The 18,261-nt window shown below is 66.1% G+C and carries 15 protein-coding genes; 10 read left to right on the top strand and 5 right to left on the bottom strand.

Translation table 11 applies throughout. The features are described 5' to 3' along the window. Positions 1 to 27 precede the first annotated feature (27 nt). The 7 genes from AC6R2M_RS07760 to AC6R2M_RS07730 all read left to right on the top strand — a co-directional run bounded on the left by AC6R2M_RS07760 (position 28) and on the right by AC6R2M_RS07730 (position 5,152). Positions 28 to 1,005 (top strand): cell wall hydrolase, encoded by a 978-nt coding sequence (locus tag AC6R2M_RS07760; protein WP_500487097.1) that lies wholly within the window; start codon positions 28 to 30, stop codon positions 1,003 to 1,005. A gap of 46 nt (positions 1,006 to 1,051) precedes the next feature. Further along, entirely contained in the window at positions 1,052 to 1,381 is a 330-nt protein-coding gene (locus AC6R2M_RS07755) for an AtpZ/AtpI family protein (RefSeq protein WP_500487095.1), read from the top strand. 90 nt (positions 1,382 to 1,471) lie between these two features. Beyond that, positions 1,472 to 2,221, top strand: coding sequence for a F0F1 ATP synthase subunit A (locus AC6R2M_RS07750; protein ID WP_500487093.1), 750 nt, complete (start codon positions 1,472 to 1,474; stop codon positions 2,219 to 2,221). A gap of 72 nt (positions 2,222 to 2,293) precedes the next feature. Further along, positions 2,294 to 2,518 (top strand): F0F1 ATP synthase subunit C, encoded by a 225-nt coding sequence (locus AC6R2M_RS07745; RefSeq protein WP_500487091.1) that lies wholly within the window; start codon positions 2,294 to 2,296, stop codon positions 2,516 to 2,518. 72 nt (positions 2,519 to 2,590) lie between these two features. Beyond that, positions 2,591 to 3,217 (top strand): F0F1 ATP synthase subunit B, encoded by a 627-nt coding sequence (locus AC6R2M_RS07740; RefSeq protein WP_500487089.1) that lies wholly within the window; start codon positions 2,591 to 2,593, stop codon positions 3,215 to 3,217. Next, complete coding sequence (locus AC6R2M_RS07735; RefSeq protein WP_500487087.1) at positions 3,210 to 3,692, top strand: F0F1 ATP synthase subunit B family protein; 483 nt, start codon at positions 3,210 to 3,212, stop codon at positions 3,690 to 3,692. Before AC6R2M_RS07740 ends, AC6R2M_RS07735 begins: the two co-directional genes overlap by 8 nt. 239 nt (positions 3,693 to 3,931) lie before the next feature. Further along, entirely contained in the window at positions 3,932 to 5,152 is a 1,221-nt protein-coding gene (locus AC6R2M_RS07730) for a glycosyltransferase family 4 protein (protein ID WP_500487085.1), read from the top strand. A gap of 87 nt (positions 5,153 to 5,239) precedes the next feature. Here the strand turns inward: AC6R2M_RS07730 and wecC are convergent, their stop codons facing one another. Further along, positions 5,240 to 6,499, bottom strand: coding sequence for a UDP-N-acetyl-D-mannosamine dehydrogenase (gene wecC / locus AC6R2M_RS07725; RefSeq protein WP_500487083.1), 1,260 nt, complete (start codon positions 6,497 to 6,499; stop codon positions 5,240 to 5,242). Beyond that, complete coding sequence (gene wecB, locus AC6R2M_RS07720; RefSeq protein ID WP_500487081.1) at positions 6,496 to 7,644, bottom strand: non-hydrolyzing UDP-N-acetylglucosamine 2-epimerase; 1,149 nt, start codon at positions 7,642 to 7,644, stop codon at positions 6,496 to 6,498. Before wecB ends, wecC begins: the two co-directional genes overlap by 4 nt. A gap of 152 nt (positions 7,645 to 7,796) precedes the next feature. On the opposite strand from wecB, the gene AC6R2M_RS07715 reads away from it, so the two are divergent. Continuing rightward, positions 7,797 to 9,074 (top strand): glycosyltransferase family 4 protein, encoded by a 1,278-nt coding sequence (locus AC6R2M_RS07715; RefSeq protein WP_500487079.1) that lies wholly within the window; start codon positions 7,797 to 7,799, stop codon positions 9,072 to 9,074. 67 nt (positions 9,075 to 9,141) lie between these two features. Then, the gene (locus AC6R2M_RS07710; RefSeq protein ID WP_500487077.1) at positions 9,142 to 10,563 is read left to right on the top strand and encodes a DUF2793 domain-containing protein; all 1,422 of its coding nucleotides are present in this window, start codon (positions 9,142 to 9,144) and stop codon (positions 10,561 to 10,563) included. 57 nt (positions 10,564 to 10,620) lie between these two features. Here AC6R2M_RS07710 and AC6R2M_RS07705 read toward each other — a convergent pair whose 3' ends face one another. The 3 genes from AC6R2M_RS07705 to AC6R2M_RS07695 form a co-directional block, all read right to left on the bottom strand. Beyond that, positions 10,621 to 11,277: a class I SAM-dependent methyltransferase gene (locus AC6R2M_RS07705; protein WP_500487075.1), complete on the bottom strand. Its 657-nt coding sequence runs from the start codon at positions 11,275 to 11,277 to the stop codon at positions 10,621 to 10,623. 83 nt (positions 11,278 to 11,360) lie between these two features. Beyond that, the gene (locus AC6R2M_RS07700) at positions 11,361 to 14,765 is read right to left on the bottom strand and encodes a glycosyltransferase (protein WP_500487073.1); all 3,405 of its coding nucleotides are present in this window, start codon (positions 14,763 to 14,765) and stop codon (positions 11,361 to 11,363) included. A gap of 132 nt (positions 14,766 to 14,897) precedes the next feature. After that, a complete protein-coding gene (locus AC6R2M_RS07695; protein WP_500487071.1) occupies positions 14,898 to 17,105 on the bottom strand; it encodes a glycosyltransferase family protein in 2,208 nt (735 codons plus the stop codon). A 315-nt stretch (positions 17,106 to 17,420) separates the two neighbouring features. Between AC6R2M_RS07695 and AC6R2M_RS07690 the strand changes: the two genes are divergently transcribed. After that, entirely contained in the window at positions 17,421 to 18,251 is an 831-nt protein-coding gene (locus AC6R2M_RS07690) for an FkbM family methyltransferase (protein WP_500487069.1), read from the top strand. Positions 18,252 to 18,261 lie beyond the last annotated feature (10 nt).

Here is an 18,261-nt window from a genome sequence, read left to right as displayed (position 1 = left end):
GCTTTCGCGCTGACCCTGACGCCCCTGATGGCGACATCGCTTTCCGACAGCGGCCGCCCGGCCTTCGTGGAGGAGGCGAAAGCCGCCCTTCTCGCTGAATCACTCCTCGAAGAGGCTCGTGCCGTCTGGGAAAGCCGCCCGGCGAGCCAGATGGCGGAGCGCGGCGGGCGCGTCTACGCGCCGCGCGTGGCGCCGGACGCGACCGAGGCCCTGCGGTCCTTCGCCGCCGGTCGGGTCGGAGAGCGCGCCCCGCTCCTCACGCCCGGCCTCGCGAACGGCGACGCCGAAATGCGCACGGCCCTCGCCGGCCCGCAGAACTTCGCCTCCAACATGACCATCGCGGCCAGCCTGCGTTCGAACGACCCCAAGCTCGGCGTCTCCGAGAGCGTTCAGACCGCCTCGCTTCGCCCGACCGACCGGCCGGGTTCCAGCGCGGACGATTCGACGGGAAGCGAGATGGCCTTCGCCCCGTCGAGCGGCCCTTCGGCCTCGTCGCGCTTCAACGACATCCTGCGCCGCGACGAGGGTTTCGTGCCGCCGCTGGGGGAGAAGGACCACGCCTGGGCCGCCACGCCGCTGCCCGCCGCCGCCTTCTCGAAGGAAGAGCAGACCTGCCTTGCCACCGGCATCTATTTCGAGGCGCGCGGCGAGGTCGCCCGCGGCCAGGAGGCCGTGGCGCAGGTGATTCTGAACCGCGTGCGTGCGCCGTCCTATCCGGACACGATCTGCGGCGTCGTCTACCAGAACCAGCACATGCGGAACCGCTGCCAGTTCTCCTTCGCCTGCGACGGCATTCCCGACCGGATCACAAACCGCCGCGCCTACGAGAAGGCCGAGCGCATCGCCCTCGAAGTGACCAAGGGCGAGATCTGGCTCCCGGAGGTCGGTTCCGCGACGCATTATCACGCGACCTATGTCCGGCCGCGCTGGGCCCGCGCCATGGAGCGCGTCGACAAGATCGGCCTTCACATCTTCTACCGCACCTTCGGCGGCGGCTGGAACTGACGCTAGAGGCGGCCGACACCACTTCGTTTCTGTAGGAAGCCTGCCCATGTCCGACGCGCGCCCGCCCGAAGACTGGGAATCACGCCGCGCGCGCCTCGCGGAGCGTCTCGACGAGCGTCGTGCCCGCGAGCGGGCCGAAGAGGCGGACGGAATCACCAAGCGCAGCGGCATGCAGGGCATGGCGCAGGGGCTGAAGATCGCGAGCGAGTTCGTCGCCGGCGTGGCGGTCGGCGCCCTGCTCGGCTACGGCATCGATCACTTCCTCGGGACGCGTCCCTTCGGCCTCATCATCTTCCTGCTGCTCGGTTTCGGCGCGGGCGTGCGCAACGTGATCCGGGGAGCGAACACTTCTCAGGAAAGCGGCCCAAAGCCCTGAATTGTTGCCCCATCGGGTGTTGCGAAGCCGGTTTCGGGACGCTAAGGGAGTGGCGCCCTCGCGGGGTGACAATCATCGAGGACGAGTTTTTTGGCAGCCGACCCGCTTTATCAGTTCGAGATCAACAGGCTCGTCCCTATCCAGGTCGGCGGACTGGATCTGTCCTTCACCAACTCTTCGCTGTTCATGGTGGCGACCGTCGCCGTGACGACCGGTTTCCTTTACTGGTCGACGCGTGGCCGCGGTCTCGTGCCGAGCGGCGCGCAGTCCGTCTCCGAGATCTTCTACGAGTTCATCGCCAAGATGCTCCGGGACGCGACCGGACAGGAGGGGATGCGATTCTTCCCCCTCGTCTTCTCGCTGTTCCTCTTCGTCCTCGTGGCGAACCTCCTGGGCATGTACCCGTACTGGTTCACCGTCACGAGCCATCTGATCGTCACCTTCGCCCTGGCGATGATCGTGATCGGCGTGGTGGTCGGCTACGGCATCTACAAGCACGGCCTGTCCTGGTTCCGGGTCTTCGTCCCTTCGGGCGTTCCCGCCGCGGTCGTGCCCTTCGTGACGCTGATCGAGGTCATCTCGTTCCTCTCGCGTCCCATCTCGCTCTCGATTCGTCTGTTCGCGAACCTTCTGTCGGGTCACATCGCGCTGAAGGTCTTCGCCGGCTTCATCGTCTCGATGGGCGGCGTCGGTGCGGTCGGCGTCGTCGGCGCGATCCTGCCGATGTTCATGACGGTCGCGCTCACGGCCTTCGAGTTCCTGGTCGCCTTCCTGCAGGCCTACGTCTTCGCGATCCTGACCTGCATGTACCTGAACGACGCGGTGCACACGCACCACTGACGTAACAATCGCCTTCGCGGCCCTCGGGGTCGCGGACACCCTCCCGCACGGATCCCATCAAAGGAGTTTGACATGGAAGCGGAAGCTGCTCGTTACATTGGCGCGGGTCTCGCCTGCTTCGGCATGGCCGGCACGGCGCTCGCTCTCGGAAACATCTTCTCGAGCTTTCTGACGGGCGCGCTGCGCAACCCGTCGGCTGCCGACGGCCAGTTCGGCCGTCTGGTCTTCGGCTTCGCCGTGACCGAAGCGCTCGGCATCTTCTCGCTGCTGATCGCGCTCCTCCTCCTCTTCGTCTAATCGACGTTCGTAGGATCGTGCCACCGGCCGCCCGGATGATTCGGGCGGCCGGTCCACTTGCCGGAGTGATAGATGTTCGTCCGTGACGCGCATGCGCAGACTGAGGTAGGGACGACGCACGGTGAAGCGCCGAACCTCACCGACACGCCCCCTCCCCCGACCGCCGAGGCCATTCACGTCGACGAGACGACCGGTGGCTTTCCGCCGTTGGAGCCTGAGTTCTTCGCGTCTCAGATCCTCTGGCTTCTGATTACCTTCGGCGTTCTCTACCTCGTGATGTCGAAGGTCCTGGTGCCCCGTCTGGCCGGGATCATCGAGGGCCGCCGCGACCGGATCGCGCTCGACCTCGACGCGGCCGAGCGGATGCGGGCGGATGCCGACGCGGCCCAGGCCGCGTACGAGCAGGATCTGGCCGAGGCGCGCGAGCGCTCCCACAAGATCGCCCAGGAGGCCCGCGACACGGCCCGGGCCGAGGCGGACGCCGAGCGCAAGTCCAGCGAAGCGGCCCTCGACCGGCGTCTCGACGAAGCGCAGACGCGCATCGCCGAGATCAAGGCCAAGGCGCTCGCCGACGTGGACGCCATCGCCGAAGAGACCACGACGGCGATCGTCTCGACCCTCGCCGGCCTTTCGGTCTCCCGCGAGGACGTCGTCACCGCGGTGAACAACGCCAGCACGAAGGAGGATCGTCATGCTTGAGGATCCCAGTTTCTGGGCCCTCGTCGCCCTTGTCCTCTTCTTCGCGCTCATCATCTATCTCGGTGCGCCGAAGATGGCGGGCCGGGCTCTCGACGACCGCGCCGCCCGCATCAAGCACGAGCTCGAAGAGGCGCGCGAGCTGAAGGAAGAGGCCAAGCAGCAGCTGGCGGAGTACCAGCGCCGCCGCCGCGAGGCCGAGGCCGAGGCGCGAGAGATCGTCGCCAACGCCGAGCGTGAAGCGAAGGCGATCGCCGCCGAGGCCCGTGCGAAGAGCGAAGACTACATCGCACGGCGGACCAAGACGGCCGAGCTGAAGATCGCCCAGGCCGAAAGCGACGCCATCGCCGAGGTCCGGGCATCCGCGGTCAACATCGCGGTGGACGCCGCGGCCCGCATCTTCGCCGAAAAGAACGTCGCCGCGGACGAGACGATGATCCGGCGTTCGATCGAGGAAGTCGACCGGCGCCTGAACTAGGGTTCCGGGGACCTTCCCGCCACGATTTCGAGGGCGTTCCGTGCACCGCATGGGACGCCCTTTTTGATATCGGCTGACGCCTCACTGCCTTCCTGCGGTCGTGGTCTGTTCTCAACGGCCCGTCTGAGCCGCTGTGGCTGCGATCGGGACTGCGAGAGGCCATCGTTCGGACGCAGGGCGCCCATAGGCCTCGTCGCACCCGGCCGCTCCGAGGCACGGCCGCTGAAAACGGAGACTTCATGCGCGTTGCCATGATCGTATGGAACGACCTGCGCAACGACGCTCGGGTTCGCAAGGAGGCCGAAACCCTCCAGGCGGCCGGGCACGCCGTGACGGTGTTCGCGCTGCACAGCCCGGGCCAGACGCAGACCCGCGAGACGATCCTGAACGGCGTGGAGGTGGTTCGCACGCCCAGACGCCTTTTCGAGAAGCCGGCGAAGCGAACCGGCAAGCCCATGCGCCTCGGTCGGGCCGCACTCCTGACGCGTGCCGTGCTGCGCAGCTGGACCCATGCGATGATGCTGGTACGCATCGTCCGAAGCCGTCCCGACATCGTCCATGCCCATGACGTGAACACCCTTCCGACCGGATGGCTCGCGGCTCGGCTGGCGCGTGCGCAACTCGTCTACGACGCCCACGAGATCAGCACCGGCCGGGAGGGTTATCGCAAGCTGCGTGGCCTGGTCTTCGCGATCGAGCGGCGGCTCATGCCGCGCGCCGCGGGGACGATCACGACGACCGACCGGCGCGCCGCCTTCTTCGCGAGAGCCTACGACATTTCGCGTCCGCTCGTTCTGCAGAACCGCCCCGCCCGCACGAGCGTGGAGCGGACGGGCCTCTTGCGAGAGGAGCTCGGCTTGCGACGCGACTGGCCCGTCATCGTCTATCAGGGCGGGCTACAGCAGGGGCGCGGGCTGGAAACGCTGCTCGCGGCCATGGCCGGCGTCCCCGACGCCCATCTGGTCTTCATCGGCTCGGGACGGCTGAGCGAAAGCCTGGCGGACAAAGCCCGTGAGCTCGCTCTGGACGATCGGGTGCGCTTCGTCCCGACCGTGCCGCTGGAGCGGCTGCCCGTCTACACGGCATCGGCCGACATCGGCGTTCAGCCGATCGAGAACACGTGTCTCAACCACTTCACGACCGATTCAAACAAGCTGTTCGAGTATGTCATGGCCGGTTTGCCGGTCGTCGCCTCGAACCTTCCGGAAATCCGAAGGATCGTCACCGAGCACGAACTCGGGCTCCTCGTGCCGGATGGCAACGAAGGCGCGCTTGCCGCAGCCCTCCGGCGGCTGGTCCTCGACGCGGCCGAGCGGGAGCGACTGGCCCGCAACGCACGCGCGGCCGCGCCGCTTCTCTCCTGGGAGAGTCAGGCACCCGCGCTCGTCGAACTCTATCGCAGGCTGGAGGCGGGGACGGACCGCCAAGGTGAGTCCCAATCCCGAAACGAACAAGGGTGATCCGGGAAGATCGTCGTCCTCCCCGATCACCCTTGCAATAAACTCGGGCACCGCCGCTCGCGAAACGCCGGACGCTGCGCCGATGGATCAGCGGGTCGCGGTGGCGCTGAAGAGCACCTTGCCCGAGCCGATCCTTTCGCGAAGGCCCGCGAACTCGTCATGGGCGACCAGCAGGACGAAGATGTCGGCGGTCTCGACGGCTTCGTCGAGCTGAACGAGACGCCGGTCGGCCAAGGCCTCCGGCAGGGTCTCGACATTCGGCTCGACCAGAACCAGACGGTCCCCGAACTCCCGGCCGAGCTGCTCGGCGATGCCCAGCGCCGGGCTCTCGCGCAGATCGTCGATGTTGGGCTTGAAGGTGAGCCCCAGACAGGCGATGCGGACGTCGCCGCTGGTGCGGGTCGGGTTGTCCAGAAGGAAGGTGCCGATCGTCTGACGGATCTTGTCGACCACCCATTGCGGCTTGGCGTCGTTGACCTCGCGCGCCGTGCGAACGATGCGGGCCACGTCCGGCGTGCGGGCGACGATGAACCAGGGATCGACCGCGATGCAGTGCCCGCCGACGCCCGGTCCGGGCTGCAGGATCTGGACGCGCGGATGCCGGTTGGCGAGTTCGATCAGTTCCCAGACATCGATGTCGAGACGGTCGCAGATCAGGGACAGCTCGTTCGCGAAGGCGATGTTGACGTCTCGGAAGCTGTTCTCCGTCAGCTTGCACATCTCGGCCGTGCGGGCGTCGGTGACGATGCACTCGCCTTCGACGAAGATCCGGTAGAGATCGATCGCGGCCTGCGAACAGCGCGGCGTCATGCCGCCGATGATGCGGTCGTTCTCGACGAGTTCGCGCAGCACTTTGCCGGGCAGAACCCGCTCCGGACAATGCGCGATGCGGATGTCGGACTGCTCGCCGGCGTCCTGCGGGAAGGTCAGGTCCGGCCGCGCTTCCGCGAGCCAACGGGCCATGTCCTCGGTGGCCCCGACGGGGGACGTCGATTCCAGAATGACCAGATTGCCCGCGACCAGAACCGGAGCGATCGCCTTGGCGGCCGCCTCGATATAGGAGAGATCGGGCTGATAGCCGTCGCGGAAGGGGGTCGGCACCGCGATGAGGAAGGCGTCCGCCGGTGCGGGCGTCGCGCGCGCGCTCAGCCACCCTTCGGTGACGGCCGCATGCACCAGCATGTCGAGGTCCGGCTCGACGATGTGGATCTCGCCGCGATTGATCGCCGCGACGGCCTTCGGATTGACGTCGACGCCGATCACCGTCTTGCGCCGCGACGCGAAGACCGCGGCCGTCGGAAGCCCGATATAACCGAGCCCGATCACCGAGAGCGTGTCAAACTTCATGCGGGTAGAACCTCGTATGCTGCGAGGGCGGAGACGATGCGCGCGCAGGCCTCCCCGTCGCCGTAGGGGTTGTGCGCGACGCTCATCGCGCGGTAGGCGTCCTCGTCGCGCAGGAGAGCGCTCATTTCGGCGACGATCCGGTCGGCATCGCTACCGACGAGCTTCACCGTGCCGGCCTCAACGGCCTCCGGCCGCTCGGTCGTGTCCCGCATGACGAGAACCGGCTTGCCGAGAGAAGGCGCCTCTTCCTGGATGCCGCCCGAATCCGTGAGGATGATGTGTGCCTGATCCATCAGCCAGACGAAGGGCAGATAGTCCACCGGCTCGATGAGATGGACCCGGTCGCGCCCGGCGAGAAGGCGGTTCACCGGTTCGCGGACATTGGGATTGAGGTGGACGGGGTAGAGGACCTCGACATCGTCGAAATCCTCGACGATCCGCCGCAGCCCCTCGCAGATGCGCTCGAACCCGCCCCCGAAGCTCTCGCGCCGATGACCGGTCACGAGAACGAGACGCTTCGTGCGGTCGAGGAAGCCGAACTGCTCCGCGAACCGCGCCTTGAGCGCCGCATCGGTGCGGACATGCTCCACGACATCGAGCAGCGCGTCCACGACCGTGTTGCCGGTCACATGGATCGCATCGGGCTCGACGCCGTCCTTCAGAAGGTTGTCGCGGGCCTTCGGCGTCGGCGCGAAGTGGAGCCGGGCCAGGGTGCCCGTCAGCTTGCGGTTGGCCTCTTCCGGCCAGGGCGAATAGAGATTGCCGGTGCGCAGCCCGGCCTCGACATGTCCGACGGCGATCCGGTGATAGTATGCGGCAAGAGAAGCGGCGAAGGTGGTCGTCGTATCGCCATGGACCAGCACCATGTCCGGCTTCGCTTGCGCCAGAACGTCCCCCATGCCGGAGAGAATCGCGCCGGTGATGCCCGAGAGGCTCTGGCCCGGACGCATGATGTCGAGGTCGAAATCGGGAACGATGCCGAAGAGATTCAGCACCTGATCGAGCATCTGGCGGTGCTGCGCGGTGACGCAGACATGGACCGTGAAGCGGTCGTCGGACAGCAGCGCCTTGATGAGAGGAGCCATCTTGATCGCTTCGGGGCGCGTGCCCATGACCGCGAGAATGCTGCGGGTTCGTCCGTTCATGCCGGTCTCTTGATTTCGATCCTGTCCATCCAGGCCGCTGGCGACACATCGTGTCGAAAGATGGACAGAGGGGTGGCGGCGGAGCCGTTGATTTCGTATCGCCTCAATTGCGGGTTTCACGTAAGCGATAAATTACGATCAAGCAAGAATCGATGTCTCTCTTTGCGGCAACGCGCGCTCAGGGGCCGAGCGGTACCAAGATTGAGCCGAAAATGAAGCATGTGTGGATACTTAATCACTATGCGCAGCGCCCGACCCAATCTGGCGGCCTTGTCCGCCATTATTCTTTAGCCCGCCATCTTTCTACTTATGGTTGGTCTTCTTCGATCGTCACATCCAGCACGGATCATCCCTCGGGACGCCAGAGGCCGACTCGGGGGCTGGAGATCGTGGACGGCATTCCGTTCCTGGCGCTGAGAACGCCCGAATACTGGGGCAACGGAAGCGACCGCATCCGGAACATGCTCGCCTATGCGCGCCGGGCCGTGACGCCCCGTGCCCTCGCCCCGCTCCCCCGCCCCGACGTGATCATCGGCTCCAGCCCGCATCCGGCCGCCGCCATGGCCGGCCTGATCCTCGCGCGTCGCCATAACGTGCCGTTCGTCTTCGAGATCCGCGATCTGTGGCCCGAGGCGCTCGTCGACATGGGCCGCCTGTCGGACAGGGGATTCACGGCGCGGACGATGCGCGCCTTCGAGCGGCGCCTCTTCGTTTCCGCCAAGCGCTCGATCATGCTCTGGCCGAACATCTCGCGCTACGTCGAAGACAGGAAGATTCCGGTTCCGCCGCCGGTCTGGATTCCGAACGGGGTCGACCTCTCAGCGATCGACGAGCCGGCCCCCCTGCCCGACACGGACGCCTTCACGCTGATGTATTACGGCGCGCATGGCGGGGCGAACGGCCTTGCCAACCTCCTCGATGCAATGCGCATCGTCGGCCAGTCGCCGGACGGTGGACACATCCGTCTGCGGCTCATCGGCAGCGGTCCCGAGAAGCCTGCCTTGCTGCGAAAGGCCGCGCAGATGGGGCTGGCGAACACGTGCTTCGAGGCCGCCGTTCCGAAGCGCCAGGTGGGGCGCCTTGCAGCGGAGGCGGACGCCTTCGTCTTCAACCTGATCGACGCGCCGGTCTTTAGATACGGCATCAGCCCCAACAAGCTCTACGACTACATGGCCGCGGGCCGCCCGGTGATCTTCAGCTGCCGATCCTCCAACGATCCGATCGCCGAATGCGGCGGCGGACTTTCGGTCGAGCCCGGCAAGCCCGAGGCTCTGGCCCAGGCGATCCTGCGCCTGTCGCGCATGCCGCGCGAGACCCGGCAGGCGATGGGGGACGCGGCCCGCCGCTTCGTCGAGACCCGCCACGACTTCCGCGTGCTGGCACGTGATCTTGCCGACGTTCTCGACGAGGCCGTCGCCGACAAAGCGTGAGCGGCGGGAAACTTTTCCCCCTGTTTCCGGCCGTGCCTATCCTTGCGCTCGAACAGGAGCGCGCGACATGGACGAAACGGCAAACCTCTCCCTTCCCTACATTCTGCCCGCACAGGCTCAGAAGCACGTGACGCACAACGAGGCGCTGCGCCGGCTCGACGCCCTCGTCCAGCTCTCCGTGCACGAGGCCGACCGGACGGAACCGCCCTCCGATCCGGCGGAAGGCGAGCGCTACATCGTCCCCGCCGGCGCGACGGGTGCATGGGGCGGCCAGGAGGCGACAATCGCCGCCTTTCAGGACGGGGACTGGTCGTTCCTGCGACCCGCGCAGGGTTGGCTCGCCTGGATCGAGAAGAGCATGAGCCTCGCCGTCTTCCGTGGCGGTCTGTGGCAGCCGGCCACGCTCGCCGCGACGCCGGACAGGCTCGGCGTGAACGCATCCGCCGACGAGGTCAACCGGTTGAGCGTCGCCTCCGCGGCGACCCTCCTCAATCACGATGGCCACGGGCACCAGCTCAAGCTCAACAAGGCGGCATCGGACGAGACGGCGAGCCTCCTGTTTCAAACGGGCTTTTCCGGGCGCGCCGAAATGGGAATGGCGGGCGACGACGATTTCCGGATCAAGATCAGCGCCGACGGGAGCAGCTGGCGGGACGCCATCGTGATCGCCGGGGCGACGGGCGCCGTGAGCCTGCCCAACACGCGCCCGGCGCCCTCGCGCGAACGCCTCGTCGCCGATCGCGTCTACCATGTCCGGGCGGACGGCAGCGACGCCAATGACGGTCTCGCCGATACGCCGGAGCGCGCCTGGCGAAGCGTGCAGCACGCCCTCGACAGCGTCTACGGCACGATCGATCTCGGCCCGCACCACGTCACGATCCAGCTTGGCGACGGGGTCTATAACGGCAGCATCCTCGTTCAGTCCCCGCACGTCGGAGCGGGCACGATCACCCTGGCCGGCAATGCGGCGGCTCCTCAGAACACAATCGTCGCCCGCACGACGGGCGCGGCGGCGGTCATGGTCACGGGGAACGCCGTGCTCGGCTTGCGCGACCTGGAGCTGCGCTCGAACGGGAACACGCTGATCGCGTCGCTCGGCGGCCAGCTCCATCTCGGGTCGGGCCTGCGCTTCGCTGTGAATGGCGGCGGCTCTCACATGCTCGCGCAGGTGAACGGCCTGATCGACGCGCAGAACGCGAGCTACACCGTGCTCGGCAACGCCGCCTTCCACTGGCGCGCCTTGCTGGGCGGGATCGTCAGCGTGTCCGGGGCCCGGCCGGACGTGACGGGGCGCGCCTTCTCGGGGGCCTTCGCCCAGGCCGAGCGGCTGGGGATGGTCAGCGCCCTCGGCGCGTCCTTCACGGGCACTGCCACCGGCAAGCGCTACGTGGCCTCGCTGAACGGACTGGTCTTCACCGGCACCGGCGACGAGGCAGCCCTGCCGGGCTCGGTCGCGGGAACGGTGGAGACCGGCGGGCGGTATGGGTAGACGGGCGAACGGCGACCACTGGGCTTGCTCCAGCCGGACCGAGAGGCAATCCGAACGTCAGGGACGCACGAAGGTGAAAACCTCGTAGAAGCGTCCCAGGTTGGATTTCAATGAGTACGCCTCGCGCGAGAACGTCCATTCCGGGGCGAGTTCCTTGTGCATCCGCTCGTAATCCCAGGAGTACGAGTAAGGGGTCGTGTCGATCATCTCACCACTTGCCGGATGGATGTTCCGAACGACCTTTCCCTCGTAGCCGAGCCACGGCTCCATCAACAGGACCGCCTTACCGGACATTCGCAGCAAATTGCGAAGAGTTGGTCCGGCATCGGGCAGATGGTCGAGAACCGAGACCGTGAACGAGACGTCGAAAGCGCGGTCGGGATAGGTATCGAGGCAACGCTCGTCACCGACCGCCGCCCGCCTTCCGTGGTTCCGCGCGTAGCTGACGGCTCTCGAATTGATGTCCAGGCCGGACACGAAAACGCCGGGAATCCTGTCCTCGATGGAGCGGAGATTTTTGCCGGCGTTGCATCCCAACTCGAAGACGGCAGCTGGCTCGAACCGGGCTATCCTTTCTGCCATGAAAGCCGACCACACTCTCGGCTTCTCATATCCGGCGAAATCGATGGACGACCAGTATGCGCGTGCGCTGTCCGGCTCCTCGTCCTTGAATGCATCAGCCGGAAGGATTTCGAACTCCGGTGTGGACGTCATTCTCTGATCCTCACGTTGATTCCGAACGTAACCCACCGGCGACAACCCTAGGATGCCTGCGATTCTCGCGAAGGACGGCCGTTTCAGCCCCGTGCCATCACCGACGAAATGACCTCATGCATCTTCGATGCCGTCTGCGACCAAGTTCGGTTCTTCTCGACCCAAACCCGCGCGGAGGTCCCGAGATTGGCCCTCAACTTCGGATTGTCGATCAGCATCTGAAGCTTGTCGGCAAGGTCGGCGATGTTGCCCTTTTCGAAGATCAGTCCCGTTTGGCCATCGACGACCATCTCGGCCATCGCTCCGACGCTCGACACGACGACCGCCTTCTCCATGCACATCGCTTCGAGCGGTTTCATGGGCGAGACAATTTCGGTCACCGGCTGCGGCTTCCTCGGGAAAGGCGCGATGTCGATGATCGAATAGTACTCGGGCACCTCATCATGGGGCACCCGGCCGGGCATGATCAACCAGTCGCCGAAGCCGTTCGTCTCCGCTTCTTCGAGGATCGCTTTTGCAATCGGGCCGAGAGATGCGTCTACAACGTTCTCATTTCCCACGATGAGGAGCCGGAATTCGATCCCGCGCTGCTTCAGAACGCCACACGCAGACGCTAAGTTCTCAAGACCTTCATACTGAACGAAGCTACCGACGTATCCAATGACGACCGCCTGTTCTGGGATATCGAGTGCCTCCTTCAAGCGACGGGATTTCGGACGCGCTTCAAACGCAGAGGGGTCACAAGAATTCGGTAGTAGCGAAATCAGACTGTCGGCGACTCCCCGCGAGCCGAGCTCACCTTTCATTCCTGCGGTTAGGGTCAGCACCGCGTCGGCTCGCCGGCAGACCTCAGCCTCCATGTACTCTTGAACTTTGTAAGCGACCGTTTTCGAGAACGCCGGCTCACGCGAAGCTCTGGTAATTTCCCAGAACCCCCGCACCTCGTAAATGAAGGGAATCCCCACTCGACGAGCTGCAATGAGAACGGGAAGACCTGTGTAGTAATTCGACGCAGCCACAGCCAGGGAATACCCGCCTGACCGAAGGTAGTCCTCGACTGCATCAGCAGCTCGCTTGAGATATTCGACGTTCCGGTAAATTCCACGCATTGGATCGAGGATGCGACGATATTCAACCTCATCGATCGTGAAAGTGAGCGGTACTTCTCCCCTTTCGATATCCTTCTTCTGATCGAGTGGGAAACCAGGACGCGTCACAAGGTCGATTTGCACTCCTTGGGATCGGAGACCTTGGGCGAGACCATGGGCTCGTGTCGCGTAGCCGCCAGACGCGTAGGGAAGCGAGTTGTGCAGGAAGTAGGCGATAGAAGGGTTGCCGGTGGTAAGAGCGCTGGTGCTCGGAACCTTCGGGATCAGGTCAAGCAGCGCGATCTCGTCGGGCAGCTTCTTCCTCATTTCCGAAAGTTCAGCGTCCTTCGGGCCGTCCTTGGACCCGCTTATCTCGCCGAACCTGCAATAGGCGGCCGCATACGCCGTGACCTGATCGTTCTTGCGTGCCGTCCAGAACCGCTCCCGGAGAAGTTCGACATCGTCGATTGCGTTGATCTCCGCCAGCACTTCGGAAAGCGGCTTCGATTCCAGGAACGCGCGATCTCCCTCGGGGATCGCATCCTCGGGAGGGCTCACGACGGGTGGGCGGCGCTTGATCGGCGTTGCCGGTGCAGCGACCTTCTTTTCCTGAGGTTTCGGCGACCCGAGCGGTTGGATGATCTTCGGCTTAACTCGTTGCTCGACCTTCGCAACCGGCACTTGTTGCGGCAACATGCCGGCGGGCGCTCGCCGCTCAGCCGCCGTGGCCCCTAGCTGAGGCAGGACGACCGGCCGCGTGGCCGCCTTGAGCGAACGCAGGAGCTGCGGAATGCCCGAGATCCGGGGCCGCTTGGCGAAGACGACCAGTGCGTTGCCCAGTCGGAAGCTGCGCGATGAGCGAGCCTTTTCCTTGTCGAAGGCAAGGCGGCTGTTTGCGGCTTCCAAGGAAGCGATGCGGCGAAGCGAGGATTCGCGTTCGGTTTCGGCGGCCATGACCGCCTCCCTACGAGCGCGTTCGAGCTGAGAGACCTTCGTCTCCAGCTGTTTCAGCTTCGCCTCCCCCGCGTTCGCGCGCGTCTTCTCATCTTTCGAAGCGGCAGCAGCCTTTCGAGCTTCGTCGAGTTGGGCTGCGGTCCTCTTCTTATCCTCCAGCGCCGCGTTCAAACCCGCGTCAAGCGATGAGGCACGTGCGGTAAGCTTCGCGATCCTCTCTTCGAGGCCAGCGCGCTCGGCTTCCAGGCGGGTCCGATCATCGTCCAGCTCGCGTTCACGCTTCTGCGCGGCGGCCATCTGCGCATCGCGCTCGGTCAGCGCAGCATCCAGCGTCTCGGCCCGCTCCTGCGCCTTGCGCACTTCGTCCCGTGACAAGCGCAGAGCCAGAACGAGATCCTGAAGGCGCAGCGCAATCGGGCGCGTCTCGTCCTCCCCTTCGGGAGAACCGGCTGGCCGCGCGATACCGGAAAGGTGGTCCGTCTCGAGCCCCTTGAGGAGGTCCGACACGAAGCCGACGGTCTGCTCGCTCAAGGCGAGCTTGAGCCTAAGCTCCGACGCCTCGCCCCGGATGGCTTCGAGTTCTCCTTCCAGACGCTCGGCCTTGGAGCGGAGGGTCTGCGAGCTCTCTTCCAGCCGCGCGAGATCGGCGGCGCTCGCCTTCGAAGCCTCCGTTGCCGTGCTCGCGTTCTTGCGGGCCTGGCTCAGATCGCGCTGGAGGGTCTGCGCGCTCTCCTTCGCCTTCTCGATCTGCTGCGTGAGGCTGCGGACCCGCTGAAGATAGTTGCGCTCGGCGGCTTCGATCGCGGCTTCCGCGCGCTCCAGAAGCGCGCTGCTCAGCTCCGGCGCCGTCTCGACGGGCTCCGCCCGCACGGTGCCGGTCAGCGCGATCCAGGTCTCGACGATCTCGATCTCGTCGATCTCGAAATGGGCGTGCAGCAGGGAGGCCGCGGAATGAAGGTAGTAGGTCTTCTTGTGATCGAAGAAGTCGTTCACGCCGAAGGGCAACGTCACCACCAGCCGCCCACCCGGGCGCAACGCGGCGGCGGCCACCTCGACCATCGCGCGCGGCTGGAGGAGATGCTCCAGCACCTCGCCCAGGACGACCGTATCGTACGCGCCGGGCTCGAACGGATGGGTCAGCGCGTCCGCCTCGGTGAGCTGGATGCGCTCGCGAACGAGCTCGCTTTCGCCCTCCACGTAGCGGCGCGCCGCCTCGATCGCCTTGGGATCGAAGTCGACGGCGTCCACCCGCTTGCCCTCGCGGGCGAGGAGGATGGCGGTGATGCCCTGGCTCGCCCCGATGTCGAGGATGCGCGTGCCCGCAACGCGCCGGCAGATCCAGTGGATGCGCGCCTGCGTCTTGCGCATGAAGTTGGGGCCGAGGTCTCCCCTATAGGCCTCGGCCACGCGGTCGTGGACGTCCGGAAGACCCGTCTCGTTGTCCATGAAATGCCCTGCCCCCGTCGCCACGCCCGTCAAGATCACGGGCGTGCCTTAGCGGGAGGGGTAGGACCGGTCAACGTCGCCTCGACCGGCGCGCGCGACCTTTGCGAGAAACGCCATGACGCGCTTAAATCGCTAGGGTTGCACTCCAAGTATGTCGTCGAGCCGCGAGAAGATCGTTTTCGACCCGTACTTGGAGACGACCGTCCCTCTATTGTCCCGTCTCCGCGCGCGCCGCTCCTCGGGGTCGAGCGCGGCCCATTCGACGATCCGCCCGGCCGCCGCGTTCAGATCCTCGACCACCCAATCGTCGCGATAGAGCGAACCGGCGCCCTTCCAGGGCCAGACGACCGGCTGGCAGCCCGAGAGCACGCCGTCGGCCAGCGCGTAATGGAAGGATTCGAAGTCGCTGGGCGAGAGGATGTGGTCGACCTGCCTGTACCAGAGCGCGACGTCGTTGCCCCACCCCTCGAAGGAGACGTGGCCGGCCAGGAGCGGGCTCTCCTCGATCCGCCGATAGAGGTCGCGGTAGTATTGCAGCTCGGCCGCCCGGCCCGGCGCGCGCATGAAGTCGAGCGTCTCCGGGCGAGGTCCCTTGATCATGAGCCGCGCCTCGTGACCGTCCGCCCGCAGCTTCTCCAGAAGGTCAAGAGCGCGGTCGAACCGCTTGCGCTGCGGCACGATCCCGACCATCCCCAGGACGAGGCCTGACCGCGCATCCTCCACGGGCGCCCGATACTCGTCCTCGAGCACGAAATTGGGCACGACGACGGTCTTCTCCTCCGGCCAGCCCCACAGTCTCAACGCTTCCTGGCGCACCTCCTCCTGCACGAAGACGACCCGTTCTACCCTGGCGATATCGATGGAGGCCCCGAACCGGCGGGCCCTCTGATCGACCTCCTGAAGATGCATGCGCACGAAGAGCCGCTGGCCGGGCAGACGATTGGCCGAGTGCCATTCGGAATTGGCGAGCCCCCATTCGCAGAAGACGATGTCGGCGCCCTCGCGCAGCCTGCGCGTGCGCTCCATGTCCGCCGGGTCGCCCCACCGCCAGCGATCCCGCAGCACGGCATGTCCGCGCGCCTTCAGGCTGGAGATGTAGGGGTCGATGAACTTGTAGTCGTGACCGGCGAAGACGATCCGCAACGGCTTCGCCGCCCGCTCGCCCGACAGCACGTCGCTTCTGAAGCGCGCGGCGACCGTGGAGAGGCGGTGGCCATCGTGAACGCGCGCGGCAAGACCTTCGGGAAGCGCGCGGGCGGGCTGCGCCAGAAGGCCCCGCGCCTCCTCGATGGTCTGCGCGAAGAAGGGATAGTCGTCGCCCAGAAGAGCGCGGTTGGTGCGGGATGGATAGCAGATGCAGCGCCAGCCGGAGGCGACGCCCTCTACGAGCTTGGTCGAGAGCTCCAGCGTCTCCTCCTCAAAGGAGGCCGGCCGCCAGCACCAGACGAAATCCACCGTCGCCATGAGCGCCATCGAGCGTGCGCGGTCGTAATCGGTGTGGCGCGTGACGCCCATCGCCTCCATGCGCCTGGCGGTCGCGGCTCCGGCCCCCCGGCTCACCTTGTTGGCGACGATTTCGAGATCGATCGCGCCCCCCTCGGCTCGGATCGTCTCCACGAGGTCGAGCAACTCCTCGATCCCCCAGTTCGGCGCGATCTTGCCCGCATAGCCGATGGACAGGCCGGACGACGGAACCGGGGACGGCAGGCGCGCCGCCACGGTGTCCGGCGCGACGGGCGGAAAACGCAGCGTGCGGAAATCGCTGTTGGCGATCTGCCGAAGCCGCTCCTCGATCCGTTCGGTCTGGACCAGCACCCGGCCGGCCTGGACGGCGCAGACCGCGACCATCTTCGACTGCTCCTCGGAGGAGACGACGCCCTCCGGCGTGTGGCTGTAGAAGTCCGTCAGGTAGACGACAGAGCGCTCGCGGAACTGGCGCGTGCCGAGCAGCAGATGGGCCGCTTCGAGACCGCGCACGACGACGCGGCGCACGTCCGGCAGCAGGGCGTCCAGCGCGCGGACGATGCCGATCCCCGCCTCGACCGTCAGCACGTCGTCCCGGAGACCGAGAGCCGCCGGTTCGAGCACGATCAGGTTCTGCCTGTCGGCGACGTTGGCCAGGACGATGTCGCTGCGCACCGCCGAGCGCGACACCAGGATGCAGAGTCCCTCCCCGCACAGGACGGAGGCCATGGAGGACAGCCAGACCGAGGAACCGTCGACGATGTTCAGCTCGATATCGGCATAGAGCACGAAGACTGCCTGCTGGCGCACGGGGTCGGCGGCGATCCAGCGATGGACGGCCCTCTCGTGCCGGTGCTGGAGGTCCTCGGCCAGCACCGGGCGTGCCCCTCGCCTGGAAACCGTCTTGCGGAGCGCACGCGCGCCGCTACGTACGAGCCCAGGAAGGCGGCGCCAGGAGATCCTGCCCGTGAGAAGGCCGGCGAGTGTGGTGGCAATCTTCGTCGCTAACGGCAACTCGCCCTCGCTGGCCCGGTCTACGGGGGCCTTGTACATGCGGCGTCCGGCTGTCTCAACGAAAACCCGACCCGTCCGACGGGCCGGGACGGGTGTGAGACGCGGCGCGAAGAGCGCGACGAATCGCGTCGAGCGTGAAGCGTCCGAGCGGCGGATGTCGAACGAAAAGGGCAGGACGTGCAGCATATCGATACGATCTTCGGCCGCTTCGCGAGCGAGTGCCGCCGCCGGCTCGACCTGACCTACGATTACGAGACGAGCGCCATCTTCTCCTTCTTCGACGTGGCGGCCTTTCTGGAAGCCAGCGTGATCGTCGATGTCGGCGCCAATATCGGCGTCTATTCCGTCTTCTGCCTGGGGGTGCCTTCCGTCACCGAGGTCCACGCCATCGAGCCGGCACCGGGTTCGTTCGAACTCCTGAAGCGCAACGCCGCCCTGCAGGACGGCACGTGGCGGATCACGCTGCATCAGGCCGCGGCTTCGAACATCAACAGCCAGCTGAAGTTCAACATCGTCGATCCGCTGTCAGGCGTGAACGCCATCGCCAAGCCGACCGACAAGGGCGAGACGATCATCGTCGAGGCGCGCAAGGTCGACGAACTCGTCAAGGCGTCCGGCCGGCGGATCGCCATCAAGATCGACGTCGAGGGGCACGAGCTGAACGCCCTGGACGGGATGACGTCCCTCCTGTCGTCCAACGAGTGCTACGTGCAGGTCGAGTGTCTGCGCGAGAGCCGGCTGTCGGATCTGCGCGACTTCATGGCCTTCTACGGCTTCCACTACGTCTTCTCGCTGCGGGACGACCACCTGTTCGTCTCGCAGTCGCTCGGCCCGTTGGTCCCGGACATTCTGGCGATCATCGCCGACGCGGTGTCGAACGATCTGCACGACCTCATGACGCTGCGGCGCCAGAAGCGCGAGATCGCGATCGCGGCCCGCAAGCTTCGCGAGGCGGCCGGCTACAAGCACGATCCCATCAATCTGCGGCGCGGCCAGTCCCCGTTCTGATACGGAGGGC

It is taken from the genome of Aureimonas sp. CAS (assembly GCF_059838215.1).
The sequence above is the reverse complement of the archived record's forward strand: the minus strand, read 5'-3'. Positions and strand labels throughout refer to the sequence as shown.

What these genes read in the sequence shown, in the direction of transcription:
- AC6R2M_RS07760 (WP_500487097.1), top strand. Translation starts at nt 28, where the DNA reads ATGGCGACATCGCTTTCCGACAGCGGCCGCCCGGCCTTCGTGGAGGAG.
- AC6R2M_RS07755 (WP_500487095.1), top strand. Translation starts at nt 1,052, where the DNA reads ATGTCCGACGCGCGCCCGCCCGAAGACTGGGAATCACGCCGCGCGCGC.
- AC6R2M_RS07745 (WP_500487091.1), top strand. Translation starts at nt 2,294, where the DNA reads ATGGAAGCGGAAGCTGCTCGTTACATTGGCGCGGGTCTCGCCTGCTTC.
- AC6R2M_RS07740 (WP_500487089.1), top strand. Translation starts at nt 2,591, where the DNA reads ATGTTCGTCCGTGACGCGCATGCGCAGACTGAGGTAGGGACGACGCAC.
- AC6R2M_RS07735 (WP_500487087.1), top strand. Translation starts at nt 3,210, where the DNA reads ATGCTTGAGGATCCCAGTTTCTGGGCCCTCGTCGCCCTTGTCCTCTTC.
- AC6R2M_RS07730 (WP_500487085.1), top strand. Translation starts at nt 3,932, where the DNA reads ATGCGCGTTGCCATGATCGTATGGAACGACCTGCGCAACGACGCTCGG.
- wecC (WP_500487083.1), bottom strand. Translation starts at nt 6,499, where the DNA reads ATGAAGTTTGACACGCTCTCGGTGATCGGGCTCGGTTATATCGGGCTT.
- wecB (WP_500487081.1), bottom strand. Translation starts at nt 7,644, where the DNA reads ATGAACGGACGAACCCGCAGCATTCTCGCGGTCATGGGCACGCGCCCC.
- AC6R2M_RS07715 (WP_500487079.1), top strand. Translation starts at nt 7,797, where the DNA reads ATGTCTCTCTTTGCGGCAACGCGCGCTCAGGGGCCGAGCGGTACCAAG.
- AC6R2M_RS07710 (WP_500487077.1), top strand. Translation starts at nt 9,142, where the DNA reads ATGGACGAAACGGCAAACCTCTCCCTTCCCTACATTCTGCCCGCACAG.
- AC6R2M_RS07705 (WP_500487075.1), bottom strand. Translation starts at nt 11,277, where the DNA reads ATGACGTCCACACCGGAGTTCGAAATCCTTCCGGCTGATGCATTCAAG.
- AC6R2M_RS07700 (WP_500487073.1), bottom strand. Translation starts at nt 14,765, where the DNA reads ATGGACAACGAGACGGGTCTTCCGGACGTCCACGACCGCGTGGCCGAG.